The sequence below is a fragment of the Bradyrhizobium sp. SEMIA genome (assembly GCF_014844175.1).
GTDB lineage: Bacteria > Pseudomonadota > Alphaproteobacteria > Rhizobiales > Xanthobacteraceae > Bradyrhizobium > Bradyrhizobium arachidis.
Window position 1 is genome coordinate 4057704 of record NZ_CP046601.1, and the last position, 16998, is coordinate 4074701.

Here is a 16998-nt window from a genome sequence, read left to right on the forward strand (position 1 = left end):
CCGAGCTAAACGACCGCTGTCTTACATATCCGACGTCGTCACTAGTTGTCTTGTCGCTCGTTGCTGCCCGCGGGGTTCGAACGCGATGTCAAGGACGACGTCACTAGAGTGAAAATCAGCTTAGTATGAGAGGAGTGAGAAATGGGAGAGGTTAGGCGATTTGTTCCAAGGTCCGAGCAGGAGCGTGCTCGGCTTATTCGAGATGCCCGAGCCCTCTACGATCGCGTCTTTCCGCCAACTGATCCCGCCCCCGAGCGGCGAGACGATACATCCGCAATCTATATGCCCGCGGGCGCAGAAATCGATCGCGGCGATGGGGGCGTGTCATGATCGCGATCATCGCCGTACTTTGCAGTTTGTCATCTCCAGCAAATTGCCACGAGCAGACCGTCACTACCTCGAACTTCGCTGACATCTCGATGCAGTCCTGCCTAATGGGCGCACCGCAGCTCGCGGACTGGATGAATCAGCATCCGACCGAGCGGCTCGCAGCATGGCGATGCGTACTCGGTAAAAAGGATGGCAGGGGCGCTTAGGGTTCCCGGGCCGATTTTGTTCCCAAAATAGGTTTGGCGAGTCTGCGCGCGATCAGCGACGAGTAAATTTGCCTGGGTCCAGGCGGGGCTGAGGAAACCCGCCAGGACGGGAATGAGATAAGCGCGGCCGAGAGCGACCAAGGCGGTCATGATCAGTTTTCTGGTCGGAGTGAAGTATTCGCCGTAGGCGGCAGCTGAGCGGTCCCATCAGCGAGAGACGTCGATCGCCACGTGTGCGCCGGCCGCGGCTTTGGCTTCTTTGGCTATCTCCAGTGACGATGTTGATGCCCACTTCGGGCGCCTTCTCTCCTTAATGAATCTTAAGGGGGGTATTTGATGAGCGCGATAAGGGCCTTGTCATTGGTGTCGAGGCAATAAAGAGCCAGCAGGCTCGCGCCCGAAATCACATCAGCGTAGATGAAGCCGGGCTGCGCGCGGGGTGTCGGACGCGGAGGCTGCGTTGAGCGCATAATTGACTTCCGCAGCGATCGGCGGCTTGCCACGAATATTGACTATCGCCGCCTCGAGGTTCTTCGGGAAGGGTCACGACTCGCTATCATCGGCGTCGATGGGGCGGCCATCGATAAGGCTGCGGTAGGCGGGCGTCGAGATAATGGTTCGGATCTTTGCGGGCTTTCTACCTCTGAATATCGACCGGTCTTTATTTCGGAGCCGGCACTTATGTCCCGACCGGCTTCACACCATACTTTTGATAGTAGGTGCTCCTGATTTCGTCCTGACTTCGAGGAGGGCGGGCGAAGACATGGGCTGGAGATAGCAACGGGCTGATTGAAGTGGTTTCGATTTTGACAACGTGATCGACAGGATACTCTAGGCCATTCGTCGCTCGAACCCAGTTGGCGATCATCAAGGACTCGCCATCTTCTGGCGGCAGTATCAACGCACGGCCCTTGAATCGGTAGCCGCGCCTCTGGAAGATGTCGACTACGTTAATTTCGACAGCGGGACTGCGCTTCAAGTTCAATATCGTCCGAGGCGAGGCGATGTCGGCGAAGTAAAGAACGCCGTTTCTCACCGTCAAAGACGCCTTCGGGGAAAGATTTGGCGTTCCATCCTCGTTGACTGTCGCCACAAATGACAATATCGCCTGTTTGATGATTGCCTCCATGTCGGCAGTGATTTCAATCATAGATACCATCTCCTTGTTCTTGGCGAGCCCTTCTAGCCAGCTGTCACTTGTAGCCCGCGTTGCACCGCCGGCCGCGTGAGGCCACGGGTGAGCCACGCCTGCACATGAAGAAAGCGATTGAAGCCGACGAGATCGCGTGCTTCGTAGAAGCCGATCAAATTGCGCACCCAGCCGAGCAGCGAAATGTCGGCGATGCTGTAGTCGGCCCCCATCACCCAGTCCCGGCCCGCGAGCCGTTGGTCCAGGACACCGAGCAGCCGCGCTGATTCGGTCGCGTAGCGGTCGCGCGGGCGCTTGTCTTCATAGGCCTTACCAGCGAATTTGTTGAAGAACCCGACCTGGCCGAACATCGGCCCGACTCCGCCCATCTGCCACATCACCCATTGGATCGTTTCATAGCGGGTGTTTGGATCGCCCGAGATGAATTGTCCGGTCTTGTCGGCAAGGTAGAGGAGAATCGCGCCCGATTCGAACAGCGCGAGCGGTGTTCCGCTAGGCCCATCAGGGTCGTAGATGGCGGGAATCTTTCCGTTGGGGTTGAGCGCGAGAAAGGCCGGGTCGTGGGTTTCGTTCGCCATGATTTCGATCCGGTGCGGCTCGTAAGGAAGGCTCGTTTCCTCAAGCATGATGCCGACCTTCACTCCGTTGGGCGTGGAAGTGGAAAAGAGTTGCAGCCGATCGGGATACTGCGCCGGCCAGCGCGCAAAAATTGGATGATCGACGGTCACTTTCTTCCTCCTAGATAAGCGGGGCCGCCGTGCCGGGGCAAAGGCGAATCCTCCGCCAGGATGCGAGCCGAGCTTGCCCGCTGGTGCATCCAGAAAAGCGGGCAACGATACGGCCGCGGTATGGCATGGGTACCCGGGCACGACCTTGGAAATCAGCTGAGAGACGACGGGATGGATGGGCACTGCCTGCCCCACGCACAGGCCCGCGGGGAAAGCGCCGACAATCCATGTGGGAGGGGAGAACACGCTCGCCTTCGCTGCTTCCTCACGGACGAACTCGGATGATCGTTTTCCCGCTGATCCGCCGCGTCGGATTGAAAGCGGCGACAGCCTCGTCAAGGGGCGCGATGTTGCCGATGTTTGTACGCAGTCGTCCGTCCCGTACCCGCTGGACGATCTCACCCAGTTGCGCGCGATCGGACACCAGAACAAAGTCGATCGCCAAGCCGTCGGCGGGCCGCGCTTCGGTCGGCCCGGCGATGGTTACCAACGTTCCTCCGGTTCGAACCAGGCCGGCGGACCGCTTACCGATCTCGCCCCCGATGACGTCGAAAACCAGATGGACTCCGCCGACGCCTTCGAGATCGTCGTTCTCGAGATCGACGAACTCCTGCGCGCCGAAGTCGAGCGCTTTCTGACGGTCGGCGGCACGTCCCGTGCCGATGACGTAGGCACCGGCCTCTCGTGCGAGCTGCGTGACCATCGAGCCGACCGCGCCGGCCGCGCCGTGCACGAGAACGCTCTGCCCCGCCTGAAGGCGACCGTGCACGAACAGTCCCTGCCAAGCAGTCAGGCCCGGCATCGCCACGGCCGCCCCCACCGAGAACTCGACGTCGCCTGGCAGCGGTGCGAGATTGCGTGCCTCCACTGCCACATACTCGGCCAGGGTACCGCCGCGATACGAGTCCGAGAGACCGAACACCCGTTGTCCTACCGACAGTCCGGTCGTGCCATAGCCGAGAGCGGTGACAATACCTGCCAGCTCCTGGCCGGGAATCGTCGGCGACCGGTCACGGTCGAGGCGATCGGTCCAGGTCGAAGGCCACGTCAGCTCGCCCGAGGTGAACCCAGACGCATGGACCTGAACGACGACGTCATTTATCGCTGCCTGCGGCTCGGGTCGCTCCACCAGCTTCATCCCGGCCGTTCCCGCAGCCTGGTCCGTCACAACGATCGCTTTCATGGGAATGATCTCCTCTGTCATTTGTCTCATTGCTGGATATGTTGCGGCGATAATCTGCGCTTCAATCCGGATAAAGCGGCGCCCAGGACAGCGACGATTCTCATGACACTGTTCCCTCTACTGGTGAACCGCTAGCAGTCGAGCCGTCGGACGTGCTCTTCCCGGACCTGTCGGTGTGCGGATTGCGTGCACCGAGAAGGGTAAATAGGGTGGCCACGGCGGCAAGTCCGCCGTATCCGAGCGTGATCTGCGGAAGCGAGAACAGGTTGGAAAGTTGCCCGGAGATGAGGCTCGGGAAGGCGGCGCCGCTGTAGCAGAGAAGGTAGATCGCGCTGAAGATTGGTGCCCGTTCGGCGAGCGTGCTGCCGTGCAGCAAGCCGCGTGTGGCGGCGCTGATGGCGATACCCTGGCCGGCACCGGCAACCATGGTCGCGGTGATGAACAACACCAGTGTGCCGGCTAAGATTGCAGTGCTGATGCCGATCATTCCGGCCACGAAGGTGATCATACCGACGCGTTGGGCTACCGCGGATGTGAACCAGCCACCAATGGGAGCGCCGAGAACGCTGGGGGTCATATAGGCAGCGAACACTAGCCCGAGGATCAACGGGCTGCGGGTGTGGAGTTCATCTTGTACAAGCGCAGGCATGAACGCTTGGTAGAAGCCCCCGCTGGCCCAAGTGGCCAGAAACACCGCCGCCGCGACAGGGAGCAGATGCCTGACCCGCGCCGGTACGCTGACCTGGGGTAACAGCGATCGCCAAGCGCCCGGAGTCGGAGTTGCTGTTTCCGGACTGATTGCGACGAGTGCAACAGACAGTAGTAGGAAGCAAACGCAGACGAGATAGATGAGTTCGCGCGGCCAGGGGCCGAACTCAACAAGCGCGCCGGATGCTATGGCGCCGATGGCGACGCCGAGCATCGGTCCTTGGCTGGTGACAACGGACGCCAACCATTCCGGTCTGCTGGGTGCCGCATCGACGATGTAGGAGGTCAGACTGCTGCCAGCCAACCCGGTGCCGAGGCCCACGAGGAGCCGACCGGCCAGCAGAGTGTCGATGCCGTGCACATTCAGCAACAGCAGACACCCCAGCAGGAGAAGACCGAGGCTAGTGATCGCAGTGACCCGGCGGCCCAGATGATTGGACAGCCGTCCCAGTACCAACAGTGCGGTTATGGTGCCGACGGCGTACGCGACGACGGCCATCGAAATACCGGCGTTAGTGAACCCGTCTTCTGTCCGGTAGGTGTTGTAAAGGGGGATCGGAGCGGCCGCAGCGGCGAATGAGACCACCAAGGAAACTACCGCTGATAAAAATGCAAGCGGGAGCATTCCGCTCCGGTGAGACTGGTTGATCACTGGTGTCAAGTTTTGCATCGAGTAGCGAATCGGTCGTCTTCCAAAGAATTCGGGCGCGCAGGTCCGAGCTCTCCGGTTGGTTTGCTTCACTAGGTGGCGGTGATATTGGTGCCAAGCTGACGAGTGGCTCCATCGCTGAGAGCTGCCACAGCCGTCCTTTGGCTATTGTCGATCAGGTACTGCCATCGTCGATCCGCGCGGCGTACGACGCCGCTCGCTGAACCTCCGACGTATTTGCGACTTAGACCTTTGCCATCAATTGACCGATCCAGCACGATCAGGGCGAAATCGCCGGCAACGTACACATGACGCGCGCTGGCCTTGAGCGGCAAAGCGTACTTGAGATCGCACTCGCGTCGGGCGGCGATTTCGGTGGTAGTAGTTCGTCCGGCGCTCGTGATGAGAACGGGCTTTGAGTCATACACTGGCATCATCGCGCTGACCTTGTCGGAGTGAAAACGCTCGAGCCGCGACGTGAGAATGTCTTCGGGTTTGGAAGCGAGCGGATTGGATCCGGACATCAGGGCCTCCTGCTCGTGTTGGCTGAAACGCTTGTCCTGGTCGTTATTCGACTGAGTGGCTGTCAAGGTCGCAGCGCGGCTCGAAAGTTTCCAATAGCCAGTACTTATGGTTTCCATAGCGGGGGGAATTGTGCGGCGACGGTCCTCAATCCCGTTATTAGATCAAGACAAGTTGCTTAGCCGCGGCTGTGTCATCTACGTTAACCGAAAGCGTTGATCTTCGGCCGGCGTGGAGCGGCGCTTCTGTGTCCTCCGTCCGATCTGTAGCTACCGGTCGCCCCCGATTGACCAAGCAGATTTTTTGCTGACCTCCAAAGTCAAAGGTAAGGCTGACTTCCCATGGCGGTCGACACGCAACCATCTTCTCCTTGTTTGGAGCCTCCGACACGTACTGGCTCCGTCTCCTATCGATGACGCCCTATCACTGAGGGTCTTTCTTCGCGTTTCATGATCATCTGCTCCTGTAATGTCCTCAGCGACCGGGATGTTCGCCACGCGGTGAACACGGCTGACGACGCGCTACGCAATGCCAAGCAGATCTATGGGCACTTCGGTTGCAGCGCCGAATGCGGCCGCTGCGCGCACACCATGAGGACGATTATCGACGAGGCGTACAGGGAGCGTGCACTAGCCTGTCAGGCTGGCCGCCCGCACGTTGGACCAAGGATGAATGAGGCCAAACTCGCGTCCACAGTAACCTAGGTTCCCGTGATTTGCTGGACAGGCGCCTCTCGATTTCCTGCCCAGAGAATGCCTGTCTGCTTGTTCTTCGTCGGAATCGTTCTAAACTTACGAGGGTCAAGAACGGGCTCAAGTCTTGGAGTTCATCATGCAGGGCGACCCGAAAGTCATCGAGTATCTCAACAAGGCACTGCGTCACGAGCTCACGGCAATTAATCAGTACTGGCTGCACTACCGCTTCCTGAATAATTGGGGTCTCCTAGAGATGGCTAAGGTCTGGCGCAAGGAGTCGATCGAGGAGATGGAGCACGCTGACAAGCTCACCGACCGCATCATCTTCTTCGATGGTTTCCCAAACATGCAGGTGCTCGATCCCCTGCGCATCGGCCAGAACGTCAAGGAGATTATCGAGTGCGATCTCGCCGCGGAGATGAGCGCGCGTGCCCTCTATGAGGAAGCGGCGACCTATTGCCACAGCGTAAAGGACTACGTCACGCGCGACCTGTTCGAGACGCTGATGAGCGATGAGGAACATCACATCGACTTCCTCGAAACCCAGCTCGATCTAATCGGCCGCATCGGCCTCGAACTCTACACCCAGAAGCATGTCGGTGGGCTCAAGACCGAAGAGCACTGAATTGTTGCGCCGTCACGGCAATCGAGGAGGTGTGGCGACGAGCAGCTGTAGTGATTTGTGCCGCTCACGCTTCAGTTGTGCTCGATCGTAGGCAACCGTACAGTGCGCTTTGCGACCACGACGTTCCAGCGCCGCGGATGCCGGTTCATGGAGGGCCGTGGTTTCGGCACCGGCTAAATGACGCGTTTTCCATGATTGCCGACTGGGTTCGTGCGACGAACAGCCCTGGGTATTCTGTCCGTCCTCTCGTCAGAATTGACCGCTTCAATTTCACGGCTTCTTTCTCCCGCTCATGTCTTCTTTGCTGATCCGCCTCGGGAGCCAGGAAGAGATCAGGGACACATATCGTTGGAAACACGAGCTGATCTCCGGACCGTAGTAATCAGAGGCGCGCTCGGCGCAATACGATATGGTGCGCGGGCAATTCAGGTTCTCGAGGTCTTATGTCTCAAGTCGACTGGTTGAGTTATCTCCTGCAAATCATCACTGTTACCGGCCACCTTGAGGTTCGCTGCGCCTACGGCGCGCCATGGCGTGTTATCTGGCCTAGGGCGGCGGCGAACGAGATCCCCTACCATGTCATAGTCAAGGGCCGGGCGATTTTCGAGGACCCTGAATTGAGAACGGTGCAGGAGCTTGGGAGCGGGGATATCGTGCTGCTCCCTCACGGTTCGGCGCATGTGTTGCACGACGGCAGCGGCAAAACGCCAATCAACACGCACGAAAGCAGGGGCTCCGCAGGATGGATGTTGAGCGAGAACAATGGACGGGGTGAGCAACTAGATCTGCTGTGCGGACGATTTTTCGTCGTGCCACCCCATGATCGATTAGTCCGCAACTACCTGCCAGCAAATCTGGTCGTGCGGGCTCTGAAAAATCACGGGGAAGAGGACATCGCTTCGGCATCGAGTCAACTTTCCGGACTGGTCAGCCTAATGCGAATGGAGTCCGCTGAGGATAGAGCGGGAGGACGCGCCATTCTGAACGCGCTTTCTTCGGTCTTGTTCACTCTGGTTCTCCGCGCCGCGAGCGAAGCCGGCAAATCCACCGAAGGCTTATTGGCCCTTGCTGGCAATCCGAGATTAGCAGCGGCCATTGCGGCGATGTTCGCTGATCCGGCGCGACCCTGGAAGCTTCCCGACCTCGCCGATCTATGCGGCATGTCACGCGCAACATTCATGCGCCAATTTCAGGACAAGTTAGGCCGCTCCGCCCTCGACCTGTTGACCGATCTTCGCATGAGCATGGCGGCCAACGAGCTCAAGAAGCCAAGGATCAGCACGGAAGCTGTGGCTGAGATGGTCGGGTATCAATCGGTTTCGGCATTCCGGCGTGTGTTTGCGGAAAGGATCGGGATGACACCGGGGGAATGGCGCCGACTGGCGCACAACGGCGATGAGTCCGACCCCTCGCCAGAATGATCCTTTTGAGCACCAATTTGAGCCAATAGAGGCTCGAAACGATCATGCCCAACGGTAAATTGGGCTCCGTCACTTGATAACGGAGCAACCCAATGAACCAAGCCGCTACAACTGTTGCCGCTGCCGATCCGGAGCCCTGCCGTTCGCTTGGGCAGCCGCTGCCGACAAACGCCGTGATCGAAACTATTCTGAGCCGCAGTGCTGCGAAGTATTACGACTCGACGGCCGTCCTCAGCGACGATCAGATCCGCGACCTCGTGCGGATCGGCACGTCAGCGCCGACATCCTTCCATCTGCAGAACTGGCGCTTCATCGCCGTGCGCTCATCCGAAGCAAAGGCACGGCTGCTTCCGATTGCCTGGAATCAGCCCGCAATCACCGAAGCAGCCGTGACCTTCATCATCGTCGGCCAATTGGCCGATGCCAGCACGGTCCCTGAGCGCCTGGCTCCAGTCGTGGAAGCCGGGATCATGCCGGCACATCTGGTGCCGGAATGGGAGGGGCCTGCCCGCGGCCTGTACGACAATCATCCGCAGCGCCAGCGCGACGAGGCCGTGCGCTCCGCGAGCTTCGGCGCCGCAGCTATTATCTATGCGGCCCGCTCGCTAGGCCTGGGGTCGACACCGATGATCGGTTTCGATTCAGAAGCCGTGCACAAAGAGTTCGGCCTGGCCGAACACGAAATCCCGGTCATGCTGTTGACCGTCGGGCCGGAGCGGCCCGGCAACTGGCCGCAGAAGCCGCGTCTGCCCGTGGCCGACGTGCTGCACTTCGCCTAACCATCCCTGAAATCAATCATCCAAGGAGAAATATCATGGCCAGAGCTACCGCTCTGAAGCCGGAACATGTGCCGGCTGAATCGAAACCGACCCTCGATATGTTCACCAAGAACATCGGGTTCACGCCAAACATGCTTGCGACATTCGCGCAAAGCCCGATCGCGTTCCACGCATGGGCCGCTCTGCTCGGCTCCTTGAGCAAGGCGCTCGACGTCAAGACCCGCGACAGCATCGGCCTTGCGGTCTCCGAAGTGAACAGCTGCAACTACTGCCTGACGGTGCACAGCTTCACGGCGAAGCACATGGCCAAGCTGCCGGCCGAGGACGTCATCCTCGCCCGAAAGGGTCGCGCAACCGACCCGAAGCGGGATGCCGCCGTCCAGTTTGCACGCAAGATCATCGAGAGCCGAGGCCATGTCACAGACGCCGATCTGCAAGCCGTCCGCGATGCTGGCTACACGGATGCGAATATCATGGAGATCGTCGCGCTCGTGGCCATGTACTCGCTGACGAACTTCTTCAACAACGTGTTCAATCCCGAGAAGGACTTCCCCGCAGTCGCACCGGCCGGCTCGATCTGACCCTGCCAGTGGTATCAACCGCCTCCAAGGAGCTATGGAGGCGGTTGATGCAAGAGCTTCCTAGCCATTTGGATCCCTCGCATGAATATCCTCCATATTGATAGCAGTCCTCGCCCGAAATCGCATAGCCGTGAGCTTTCGGCGGCGATTGTCAAAAAGCTTCTTCAGGTTGCGCCGGATGCGAGCATCAGGAGGCGCGATCTTGGAGCTGATCCTCTGCCTCACGCCACGGCTGACTACGCGGATACGCTGTCATCGCCGGCCACACTGGCGGCACCGCTGAAGGGCGCTTTGGACCTTGCCGAAACGCTCATTCGGGAAGTCGAGGCGGCTGATGTGATTGTCATTGGAACGCCAATGCACAACTTCACTATCCCTTCGGTTCTCAAAGCGTGGATCGACCAGGTCCTACGCGTCGGCCGCACGATGGAGTCAACTCCCGCCGGGAAGGTGGGAATGCTTCCGGATCGTCCGGTTTTTATCGGCGTCGCTTCCGGCGGCGTCTTTACCGGAGAGCGAGGAAATCAGCCTGATTTTCTCACGCCCTATCTGACGCTGGCACTGAACTCTATTGGGCTAAAGACGCTGCAATTCCTTCCGCTGCAGGCCACCGCGTTTATTGAAGAGGGCCAAGCTCCGCTAGCGAGCGAGAAGGTAATTGACGGTATCGACTTGACAGTCGTGCGAGAGCTTCGAGACGTCGCTGCTTGATCAGCGGTGCTCTCGAGGATCGGCAGACCCTATCGCAATGCTCTTCTGCTCTGGACAAAGTCGCACCGGCGGCATTCTGAGGCCCATGACAAGCCTTGACAAGCGGCCGTTTAACCCTCCGGCCTCCGCAGGACTATCAACACGAGGTCTTCCGATGATTAGTACGCTTGCGCAAATCGGCGACAGGATCACCGACAAATCAGCATCGCCCGATGAAAAAACCGTTCGCGACTGGATCGGAGCAGATGGCTTCGAATACTGGGCCAAGCTGCGGACCTGGATCGATGAATCCTACCCAGAAGTTTTCGCGCCGGATTGGCTCTACGGTGGAAAGAACCGCGGTTGGTCCCTGCGTTACAAGAAGACCAAGGCGTTCTGCCACCTGGTGCCGGAATTCCGGCGAGTTTCAGTTGTGGTGGTCCTGGGTAGAGCAGAGCGAGAAAAGTTTGAGGAGCGGCGCTATGTTTGGCATCCGCAATTGATCAAACTCTACGATGACGCGAAAACATACATCGACGGAAAATGGCTAACGATTGCCGTCGCATCGGCAGATGATCTGCATAATGTGACGAACCTTCTGACTATGAAGCGCCCGCAAAAGTCGTGCGGTTGAACAGGAGTCTCTCGGTGAGTCTACTTACCGGCGCGACAGTTGCGGTCGCTGACAGCGAGACGGTCCGTCTGTTCTACAAAACGGGCGTGAAGCCTGGGAGCCCTTGTCCGCGGCCTAGCTCGGATGGACACTTTGAGTGTCGATAGCGGAGCGGTGATCGGACGGAGCCGGCCGTAGTTAGATGCGAAGGCCCTCGGGGCTTCAGCAGTCGATGGATTGACACTCTGGGCAGGTATCGCCGATCGAGGCTAGCACGTCCCGGATTTCGGCCACCGCGTCGCCGGGCGAGAGCCCCGCCGGAGGATTGTGGGTCGCAATATCGATGGCTCGGTCGTGCGCGTGCGGGTCGGCGCGATCCTGCATCCAACCATGCTCCTCACATTCGCGAATAGCGCCAGCGTCCTGCAGCACCGAAATCGCCCAACCTCGTAGCGTCCGGATTGCAGGTCGTCGTTCCTTGGTCATCAGCATTGTGAGCGCTCCTGCCAGGACGAATCCTTCCGTCCTCCTCCTCGTTCCGGGCGGTTAGCACGGGTCAGGGATTCACAAACGGCAGGGCTGGGGCTTGTCCACGTGTTCCGCGGCACTCTGTGGACTAAGTCGCCGGCGCTGGGTCTTCCTTCACGCCGCGTGCGACGATTTGCAGTGTGCCGTCCGGAAGCGGCCGTTGCAGCTTCAAGGCTTCGTCCGCGGGAGCCGCCATCCAGATCTCGACCTCTTCAGGGGTAGTCAGGATCACCGGCATCGCCTTCGGGTGGATGGCGGACACCTCGGCATTCGCCTCCGTCGTCAGGAACGCGTAGAGGTCGTTGGTGGTCTCGCCTTCCTTGACCTTCCTGACCGACGTCCAGTTGGTCCAGATGCCCGCGAAGCAGGCGAGGGGGCGGCTCTCGTCGAGCGCAAACCAAATGTCACCGCCCTCGGCCTTGTTGAACTCGCTGAACGAATTGAACGGGGCCACGCAGCGGTTCTCGACCCCCAGCCATCGCGTCCAGTGCTTGCTCTTCACGTTGCGGATGTTGGTTGTGCCGCCGTCGGGCTCCATTCTGAGCAATTCCTTGAAATCGACGGTCTTGCCTTTTGCTTGCAGCTTCTCGGCCCGCTTCTTGGTCGCGTCCATCAATGCTTTCGACGACGACGGCATGCCCCAGCGGGCAGTCGCCAGCTCCCGGCCCTCAGGGCCATTCCGAATGATGGGCGCCTTGTAGTCGGGAAACACGCCGGGCATCGGCGCCAAATTGCCGACGTACCGGTTGACCACGCGGAACAGCGCGCTGATGGCGGCCTGGTTCGTGGTGATCGAGTAGAGGTTGCACATCGTCACGTCTCGGGAGAAGGAGGGCGGGGATGGTGCGCGAGCTGGAGCAACGTCGCGGCAGGGCGGCGTCCCGCCTTAGCACATTTGTTGCAGCGGAGCCTTCCAGACAGGTCGTGGACAAAGGTGGTTGAGGCGTGCGGCAATACAGCCAGATCCACATCACGTCGCGTCTTGCAGCGCGAGCACTGGATTTCCAGCCACGGATAGCCACCGTTGATCGCTTGATCGATGGTCGGCGAGGGATCGATCGGCTCGCCGTTTGCCCACATGCGCTCGTTCCAGCTCTCGCACAGGAGGCAGTCGGCCTGCTTGATCAAAGCTTCACCCTCGGCGCGAGCCGCAGCGGATTTCGCAGCCAGAATGGTGGTCATCGCGCGTGCCTTGCCGAGCTCTTTACCAAGGGCTTTGCGGTCGCCACCGGATAGCGGCGTCGGATGATGCTTCGGAGCCATTCGCGCGATGTGCGGTCAAACCGGCCCGAAGGCCGGCCAGCAACCGTCCTCCTCGTGGCGGCCGGTTCGGTTCTGACAGGTGTTGTCCAGCAATCGCTGCGCGACCTCCTTCCATCCGGCCTGCTGCCCATAGAGACGGATCGCGTCCACCTTCTGGATCTCGACGATGCGCTCGCACCGTCGGCAGGAAACCCGCAGGACATGCTGCGGGATCTCGCAAAGGCGCAGGGCAGGGCTCGAACGCCCCGCATCCGCTGTTTCGACATGGGCATCGTCGAGGAGGGCGCGCCAATACTCGTCCGGCATCTCGTCTTGCGGCCCCAGCGAACGGTGCTGTGCGACCGCTTTACCCATTGATGCGGCTAGCTTTTCCATCTGCTTTGGGGTGGGCATGCGCCAACTCGCAGGTCGATCGGTCATAGCCCGACTTAGAACATAAAGAGAACAAAAGTCGAGTCCGACCAAAGAAGGCCGGCTGAATTTTTTGACGTCAATGATGTCGGAACTGGCGGCGTTCAATCGTCTTGAATCCCAGCCGTCCCTAATGGAGTTCTGCGTAAATGGCCCCCCGCGCCAACTGGAAAGGCTTCCTGCGTCTGTCCCTCGTGACATGCCCCGTGGCGCTGTACCCGGCGACCTCCGAGTCCGAGAAGATCTCCTTCAATCAGCTCAATCGGCAGACGGGCCACCGCATCAAGTACCTCAAGGTCGATGCGGACACTGGCGATGAGGTGCCCAACGAAGACATCGTGAAGGGCTACGAGCTGGAGAAGGGCCAGTTTATCGAGGTCACCAGGGAAGAGCTGGAAGACCTCGCGCTGGAGTCCACGCGCACGATTGAGATCGACGAGTTCGTCGATAAGACCGACATCGATCCGCGCTATTTGATCCGGCCTTATTACTTGCGTCCCGACGGCAAGGTTGGCCACGATGCGTTCGCAGTGATCCGCGAGACCATCCGTGAAATGAACAGAGTCGCTATCGGCCGCGTGGTCTTGACCAATCGCGAGCACATCATTGCTCTCGAGGCCATGGACAAGGGGCTCGTCGGAACGCTGCTGCGTTACCCGTACGAGGTCCGCAGCGAACAGGAATATTTTGACGAGATACAGGATGTCAGAGTCACCAAGGACATGCTCGATCTCGCGAAGCACATCGTGAACCAGAAGGCAGGCACATTCGACCCTGAAAAGTTCGAGGACCACTACGAGAGCGCCCTGGTCGAACTGATCAACCAAAAACGTGCCGGCAAGGTAATCCAGCCGAAGGAGCGGCCGAAAGGCGAGAATGTAGTCGATCTGATGGAGGCGCTACGACAGAGCGTGGGTCGAGAGGCCGCACCAACGAAGGCCGGTAAGCGCACCAAGAAGCCGCGCAAGGCTGCTACTGGGCAGAAGGAAATGTTGATGCCGATCGCCGGAAAGAAGCCCGCGAAAGAGACGGCAGCAAAGAAGCCGGCGAGTAGGTCACAGCGTAAGTCGGCTTGACGCCAGGCGCCCTATCTTGGTCAGTGGCGTTGCAGAAGGCCTAGGCGGCGAGATCGAACGATGCGATTAGGGCGCGCACGTCATCGGCGAGCTCGCGATAATGTTGGCCCGCCCGCTGGTATAGCTCGCGATTGCTTCCTTCCGATCGACCAGCGATCATCTCGCACTCCGCAGCGAGGTTTTCAAAACGCTCCAACTTGGCTTGGAAACCGCTCATTGCTCGTCCCACTCTTTACCCAAGGGACGGCGACCATATTCGCCCAATTGGTTCAGCTCAAACATATTCAATGCTGCATGTGCGAAGTGTCGTCGTTCCCACTGTCAATCGGCGGTTGCAGATAAGCGATGGGTAGGGCGGCGCAAAGCGTGGAGAGAAATGGTCGTCGTCGCGCAGCCGACTAAGGTGTCGAGCGCTTCCTTCAGGGATGGCTCAACAAACCCGACAACGCGCTTGTCTGCTTGAATCGCCCTTGCTCTGTTCGAAACAGGGGGGAGCGGTCAAAGCCCGGCAGCAACCCCGAAGCGGCCGAGGCCAGGGAGCTTAAGCGCCGGGCGCCGCAGATCGAATCCGAGCACTGCGCCGAAGAAGTTGAGTTCGACACCTTCGACCCAGCCAACGGTGAGACCGACATAACCCGCGAGCGTGGCGAAAATGCCAGTTCCCGATGGAGTGATCCCGAACCAACGGCCGTCATATGGGAAGTCCTTACCGATCGCGGTTGGCGGCAAGACTGCCCGCAGCTCTGGTACGGAATCCAGAGCGGCCTGGACGAAAGTGTTCGAGTTGGGACCTGGCCAAGCGCTGTAATCGCCGTAGGAACGGAACTTGTAGTTTTCGATTACGTAGCGGATTTTGGGGATGAGCGCTTCCGCGCGCTCACCATCGACAGCCACGATCGTTTCGGGCGCCGCGCCAAACCATCGGCCATCTGGCGCAAAGCCGTTGGTCCGGATCGGCTCACCCCATGCCGTGTAGTCATACCGGGTGTAGGACGTCGCGTCCTTTTCCTTCACAACAATCCAGGTGTGGACTGCGAAGATGCTGCGCCAGCGGACAGTTCGTGCGGCGAAGACCCGGATAACCGCTTCGGGACGCGCCGCAGCTGAAGACAAAAGTCCCGCGCTCGAGCGGTCGGCTGTCTGCCAGTTCCCGCGGCCGTCGCCCAGCCAAAAATAGCTCGCTGCGGATGCTGCGATCGGCGCGAAGACGAGGAATAGAAAGATCAGCAAGGGCTTCTTCAATGGGGAATGCACAGTTGGACGTACACTGGCATATAGTTCGCGCCGGTGCGGTCGCCATAGGGAGGCGGGTCCGCCGCTTGGGGCGCGGTCGACGACGATGTTTTGGCTATCCGGATTTTCGTGTTGGATTACCCGATCGGTTCGGGTGCAAGGTTGAAACGAATTCGACCTTGCCAGCCGCCGGTCCAGGCCTCGAAATCGAGAGGATGATCCACTTCAGACTGGCGCGGGGTGCTTCTTTGCCTGTTCGGCAAGATTCGGAAACATCTCTTGGAACGTCTCTTTAGAGCCGCCGGATCCAATCCAAGCATCTCGAACCGCCTCAGCCCAAACTGGGCCGCTGGCACCGACCTCCAGGTGCGGATCTTGGGCGAACACCCCCAAGCTATGGCTAGGATATCTGGTCTTGCCCGAGACAAGTTTGCTCATAGTCCCCAGCCTACCTGCCTTTGCGATAGCTTTCTACGATCTTCATGGCTTCAGCGTTCTTAAGGTCAAGGGAACCGGTCCAATCGGGAGCAGCCTCCAGGAAGAAAGCCTTTCCGAACGGTATAGGCGCCGCTTCAAACCGCGATGGAATCTGCTCACTAGGGACCTCAATCTCAATTGAGGCCAGTACGCGGACCATCTCGGGTCCGCCCGTGACTATTCGGGTCATCAACTCCCTAATGTTAAGGGTTGGCTCCAGGCGGGACTGATGTTTAACGATAAATTCCAGGGCGTCTTTACGCATTTGCCGCCAAGAGTCGTCGGTTGGCAGGAAGCCCATCTTGACCCAGACGTAGCGCCCAATCCGTTCCGCGCGCAGTTTGATCCTTTCGATGCCGATCAACTTGCCCGCGTCAATTAGGTCGCGCATGAGGGCTCGACCGTAACCACCTCCGTGCTTCGCGTCCGAAACGGTCATGCCCTCCGCGTTAAAGGCCGAGCCCCTCAGGTCAAGTTCGCGGCGGGCGTACCAGAACTCTTGCGTACCCGGGAAGTCGCCGTCGACACGAAGTGAAAACGCCTCGCGCTGTCCATCGATGTAATGATAAAGGGCCAGCTTTTCGCCGGGCGCACTCTTGGTGATTAGATCGGCCATGCCCTCCGGGGTCAGCCCGAACGGCTCGTAGAACTTTTCGGTCCACCATTGCCGGGACTTCTCATCCACTGGCCGTTCGAACTTGATCCGATTCCCCGGTTCGAACATTTGGGACCAAAGCCAATCATTTTCACCAAAATTCGCCAAAGGCCTTCTCCAAGGTGGACCGGTACCCCGTCGCCTTAAACGTGGGCGCTTCAAGCGCAAATCTCAATATCCAAGTCTAGTGGGCAAGGTAGCTTGCGCTATACGTCAGCGGTCGTTGGCCTGAATGACAGCTTCTCTTTGTGAGGGCCTTGGTGCTCGAAGCCGGCGCGTCGTTCCGTCTACATAGCCCGAGCAACGATATTCCGATATTTGCCTGCTGTGGACGGATCGACGCCTCAACACGATATTCCGGAAAGCCGATGTTTTCGGCGGCAATAGCCGAACCAGAGCGCAGCAGGCCTGGAGTTCGACCCTGTTCCGTGCGGGCCGCGCCCGTGCTTGCCAAGTAAGGTGCAGACCCGGATCC

Annotated in this window: 21 protein-coding genes; 9 read left to right on the forward strand and 12 right to left on the reverse strand. The window is 59.5% G+C overall.

Annotated elements, in window-relative coordinates:
* Positions 1-326: 326 nt before the first annotated feature.
* Complete coding sequence (locus tag FOM02_RS19865) at positions 327-536, forward strand: hypothetical protein (protein ID WP_128935376.1); 210 nt, start codon at positions 327-329, stop codon at positions 534-536.
* Positions 537-1215: 679 nt separating this feature from the next.
* On the opposite strand, the gene FOM02_RS19870 is transcribed toward FOM02_RS19865, so the two are convergent.
* From FOM02_RS19870 to FOM02_RS19890, 5 genes are all read right to left on the reverse strand, one after another.
* Positions 1216-1686 carry a pyridoxamine 5'-phosphate oxidase family protein gene (locus tag FOM02_RS19870; protein ID WP_265442056.1) on the reverse strand — a complete coding sequence of 157 codons (471 nt, stop codon included), beginning with the start codon at positions 1684-1686 and terminating at the stop codon, positions 1216-1218.
* A gap of 32 nt (positions 1687-1718) precedes the next feature.
* The gene (locus FOM02_RS19875) at positions 1719-2414 is read right to left on the reverse strand and encodes a glutathione S-transferase N-terminal domain-containing protein (RefSeq protein ID WP_265442057.1); all 696 of its coding nucleotides are present in this window, start codon (positions 2412-2414) and stop codon (positions 1719-1721) included.
* A 265-nt stretch (positions 2415-2679) separates the two neighbouring features.
* Entirely contained in the window at positions 2680-3597 is a 918-nt protein-coding gene (locus FOM02_RS19880) for an NADP-dependent oxidoreductase (RefSeq protein ID WP_265442058.1), read from the reverse strand.
* 100 nt (positions 3598-3697) lie between these two features.
* Entirely contained in the window at positions 3698-4930 is a 1233-nt protein-coding gene (locus tag FOM02_RS19885; RefSeq protein WP_265442059.1) for an MFS transporter, read from the reverse strand.
* Positions 4931-5046: 116 nt separating this feature from the next.
* Complete coding sequence (locus tag FOM02_RS19890; protein ID WP_265442060.1) at positions 5047-5478, reverse strand: hypothetical protein; 432 nt, start codon at positions 5476-5478, stop codon at positions 5047-5049.
* A 447-nt stretch (positions 5479-5925) separates the two neighbouring features.
* On the opposite strand from FOM02_RS19890, the gene FOM02_RS19895 reads away from it, so the two are divergent.
* The 7 genes from FOM02_RS19895 (at position 5926) to FOM02_RS19925 (ending at position 10901) form a co-directional block, all read left to right on the forward strand.
* Positions 5926-6180, forward strand: a complete 255-nt coding sequence (locus FOM02_RS19895; RefSeq protein ID WP_265442061.1) for a (2Fe-2S)-binding protein — start codon at positions 5926-5928, stop codon at positions 6178-6180.
* 127 nt (positions 6181-6307) lie between these two features.
* Complete coding sequence (gene bfr / locus FOM02_RS19900) at positions 6308-6796, forward strand: bacterioferritin (RefSeq protein ID WP_265442062.1); 489 nt, start codon at positions 6308-6310, stop codon at positions 6794-6796.
* Between the two features lie 443 nt (positions 6797-7239).
* Positions 7240-8217 carry an AraC family transcriptional regulator gene (locus FOM02_RS19905; protein ID WP_265442063.1) on the forward strand — a complete coding sequence of 326 codons (978 nt, stop codon included), beginning with the start codon at positions 7240-7242 and terminating at the stop codon, positions 8215-8217.
* Between the two features lie 92 nt (positions 8218-8309).
* The gene (locus tag FOM02_RS19910) at positions 8310-8996 is read left to right on the forward strand and encodes a nitroreductase family protein (RefSeq protein WP_265442064.1); all 687 of its coding nucleotides are present in this window, start codon (positions 8310-8312) and stop codon (positions 8994-8996) included.
* A 35-nt stretch (positions 8997-9031) separates the two neighbouring features.
* Positions 9032-9577: a carboxymuconolactone decarboxylase family protein gene (locus tag FOM02_RS19915; RefSeq protein WP_265442065.1), complete on the forward strand. Its 546-nt coding sequence runs from the start codon at positions 9032-9034 to the stop codon at positions 9575-9577.
* Positions 9578-9658: 81 nt separating this feature from the next.
* Positions 9659-10288 (forward strand): FMN-dependent NADH-azoreductase, encoded by a 630-nt coding sequence (locus FOM02_RS19920; protein WP_265442066.1) that lies wholly within the window; start codon positions 9659-9661, stop codon positions 10286-10288.
* Between the two features lie 154 nt (positions 10289-10442).
* Positions 10443-10901, forward strand: coding sequence for a DUF3788 domain-containing protein (locus FOM02_RS19925; RefSeq protein WP_265442067.1), 459 nt, complete (start codon positions 10443-10445; stop codon positions 10899-10901).
* Positions 10902-11102: 201 nt separating this feature from the next.
* Here the strand turns inward: FOM02_RS19925 and FOM02_RS19930 are convergent, their stop codons facing one another.
* From FOM02_RS19930 to FOM02_RS19945, 4 genes are all read right to left on the reverse strand, one after another.
* Positions 11103-11372 carry a hypothetical protein gene (locus FOM02_RS19930; RefSeq protein WP_265442068.1) on the reverse strand — a complete coding sequence of 90 codons (270 nt, stop codon included), beginning with the start codon at positions 11370-11372 and terminating at the stop codon, positions 11103-11105.
* A gap of 124 nt (positions 11373-11496) precedes the next feature.
* On the reverse strand, positions 11497-12219 hold the full coding sequence (locus FOM02_RS19935) for an SOS response-associated peptidase (RefSeq protein ID WP_265442069.1): 723 nt from the start codon (positions 12217-12219) through the stop codon (positions 11497-11499).
* 2 nt (positions 12220-12221) lie between these two features.
* Complete coding sequence (locus tag FOM02_RS19940) at positions 12222-12671, reverse strand: hypothetical protein (RefSeq protein WP_265442070.1); 450 nt, start codon at positions 12669-12671, stop codon at positions 12222-12224.
* Positions 12672-12686: 15 nt separating this feature from the next.
* Entirely contained in the window at positions 12687-13190 is a 504-nt protein-coding gene (locus FOM02_RS19945) for a hypothetical protein (RefSeq protein ID WP_416207776.1), read from the reverse strand.
* A gap of 41 nt (positions 13191-13231) precedes the next feature.
* Here FOM02_RS19945 and FOM02_RS19950 point away from each other — a divergent pair, with 41 nt between their 5' ends.
* On the forward strand, positions 13232-14158 hold the full coding sequence (locus FOM02_RS19950) for a Ku protein (RefSeq protein ID WP_265442071.1): 927 nt from the start codon (positions 13232-13234) through the stop codon (positions 14156-14158).
* 40 nt (positions 14159-14198) lie between these two features.
* On the opposite strand, the gene FOM02_RS19955 is transcribed toward FOM02_RS19950, so the two are convergent.
* From FOM02_RS19955 to FOM02_RS19965, 3 genes are all read right to left on the reverse strand, one after another.
* The gene (locus FOM02_RS19955; RefSeq protein ID WP_265442072.1) at positions 14199-14375 is read right to left on the reverse strand and encodes a hypothetical protein; all 177 of its coding nucleotides are present in this window, start codon (positions 14373-14375) and stop codon (positions 14199-14201) included.
* A gap of 281 nt (positions 14376-14656) precedes the next feature.
* Positions 14657-15388 (reverse strand): DUF3750 domain-containing protein, encoded by a 732-nt coding sequence (locus FOM02_RS19960; protein WP_265442073.1) that lies wholly within the window; start codon positions 15386-15388, stop codon positions 14657-14659.
* Between the two features lie 451 nt (positions 15389-15839).
* Positions 15840-16631 carry a hypothetical protein gene (locus FOM02_RS19965; RefSeq protein WP_265442074.1) on the reverse strand — a complete coding sequence of 264 codons (792 nt, stop codon included), beginning with the start codon at positions 16629-16631 and terminating at the stop codon, positions 15840-15842.
* Positions 16632-16998: the final 367 nt, after the last annotated feature.

Bases quoted from the DNA above. Each gene is read 5' to 3' on its own strand.
- FOM02_RS19950 (WP_265442071.1), top strand. From the start codon at position 13,232: ATGGCCCCCCGCGCCAACTGGAAAGGCTTCCTGCGTCTGTCCCTCGTG.
- FOM02_RS19885 (WP_265442059.1), bottom strand. From the start codon at position 4,930: ATGCTCCCGCTTGCATTTTTATCAGCGGTAGTTTCCTTGGTGGTCTCA.
- FOM02_RS19865 (WP_128935376.1), top strand. From the start codon at position 327: ATGATCGCGATCATCGCCGTACTTTGCAGTTTGTCATCTCCAGCAAAT.
- FOM02_RS19940 (WP_265442070.1), bottom strand. From the start codon at position 12,671: ATGGCTCCGAAGCATCATCCGACGCCGCTATCCGGTGGCGACCGCAAA.
- FOM02_RS19930 (WP_265442068.1), bottom strand. From the start codon at position 11,372: ATGCTGATGACCAAGGAACGACGACCTGCAATCCGGACGCTACGAGGT.
- FOM02_RS19925 (WP_265442067.1), top strand. From the start codon at position 10,443: ATGATTAGTACGCTTGCGCAAATCGGCGACAGGATCACCGACAAATCA.
- FOM02_RS19880 (WP_265442058.1), bottom strand. From the start codon at position 3,597: ATGAAAGCGATCGTTGTGACGGACCAGGCTGCGGGAACGGCCGGGATG.
- FOM02_RS19920 (WP_265442066.1), top strand. From the start codon at position 9,659: ATGAATATCCTCCATATTGATAGCAGTCCTCGCCCGAAATCGCATAGC.
- FOM02_RS19895 (WP_265442061.1), top strand. From the start codon at position 5,926: ATGATCATCTGCTCCTGTAATGTCCTCAGCGACCGGGATGTTCGCCAC.
- bfr (WP_265442062.1), top strand. From the start codon at position 6,308: ATGCAGGGCGACCCGAAAGTCATCGAGTATCTCAACAAGGCACTGCGT.
- FOM02_RS19910 (WP_265442064.1), top strand. From the start codon at position 8,310: ATGAACCAAGCCGCTACAACTGTTGCCGCTGCCGATCCGGAGCCCTGC.
- FOM02_RS19890 (WP_265442060.1), bottom strand. From the start codon at position 5,478: ATGTCCGGATCCAATCCGCTCGCTTCCAAACCCGAAGACATTCTCACG.
- FOM02_RS19870 (WP_265442056.1), bottom strand. From the start codon at position 1,686: ATGATTGAAATCACTGCCGACATGGAGGCAATCATCAAACAGGCGATA.
- FOM02_RS19915 (WP_265442065.1), top strand. From the start codon at position 9,032: ATGGCCAGAGCTACCGCTCTGAAGCCGGAACATGTGCCGGCTGAATCG.
- FOM02_RS19955 (WP_265442072.1), bottom strand. From the start codon at position 14,375: ATGAGCGGTTTCCAAGCCAAGTTGGAGCGTTTTGAAAACCTCGCTGCG.
- FOM02_RS19905 (WP_265442063.1), top strand. From the start codon at position 7,240: ATGTCTCAAGTCGACTGGTTGAGTTATCTCCTGCAAATCATCACTGTT.
- FOM02_RS19935 (WP_265442069.1), bottom strand. From the start codon at position 12,219: ATGTGCAACCTCTACTCGATCACCACGAACCAGGCCGCCATCAGCGCG.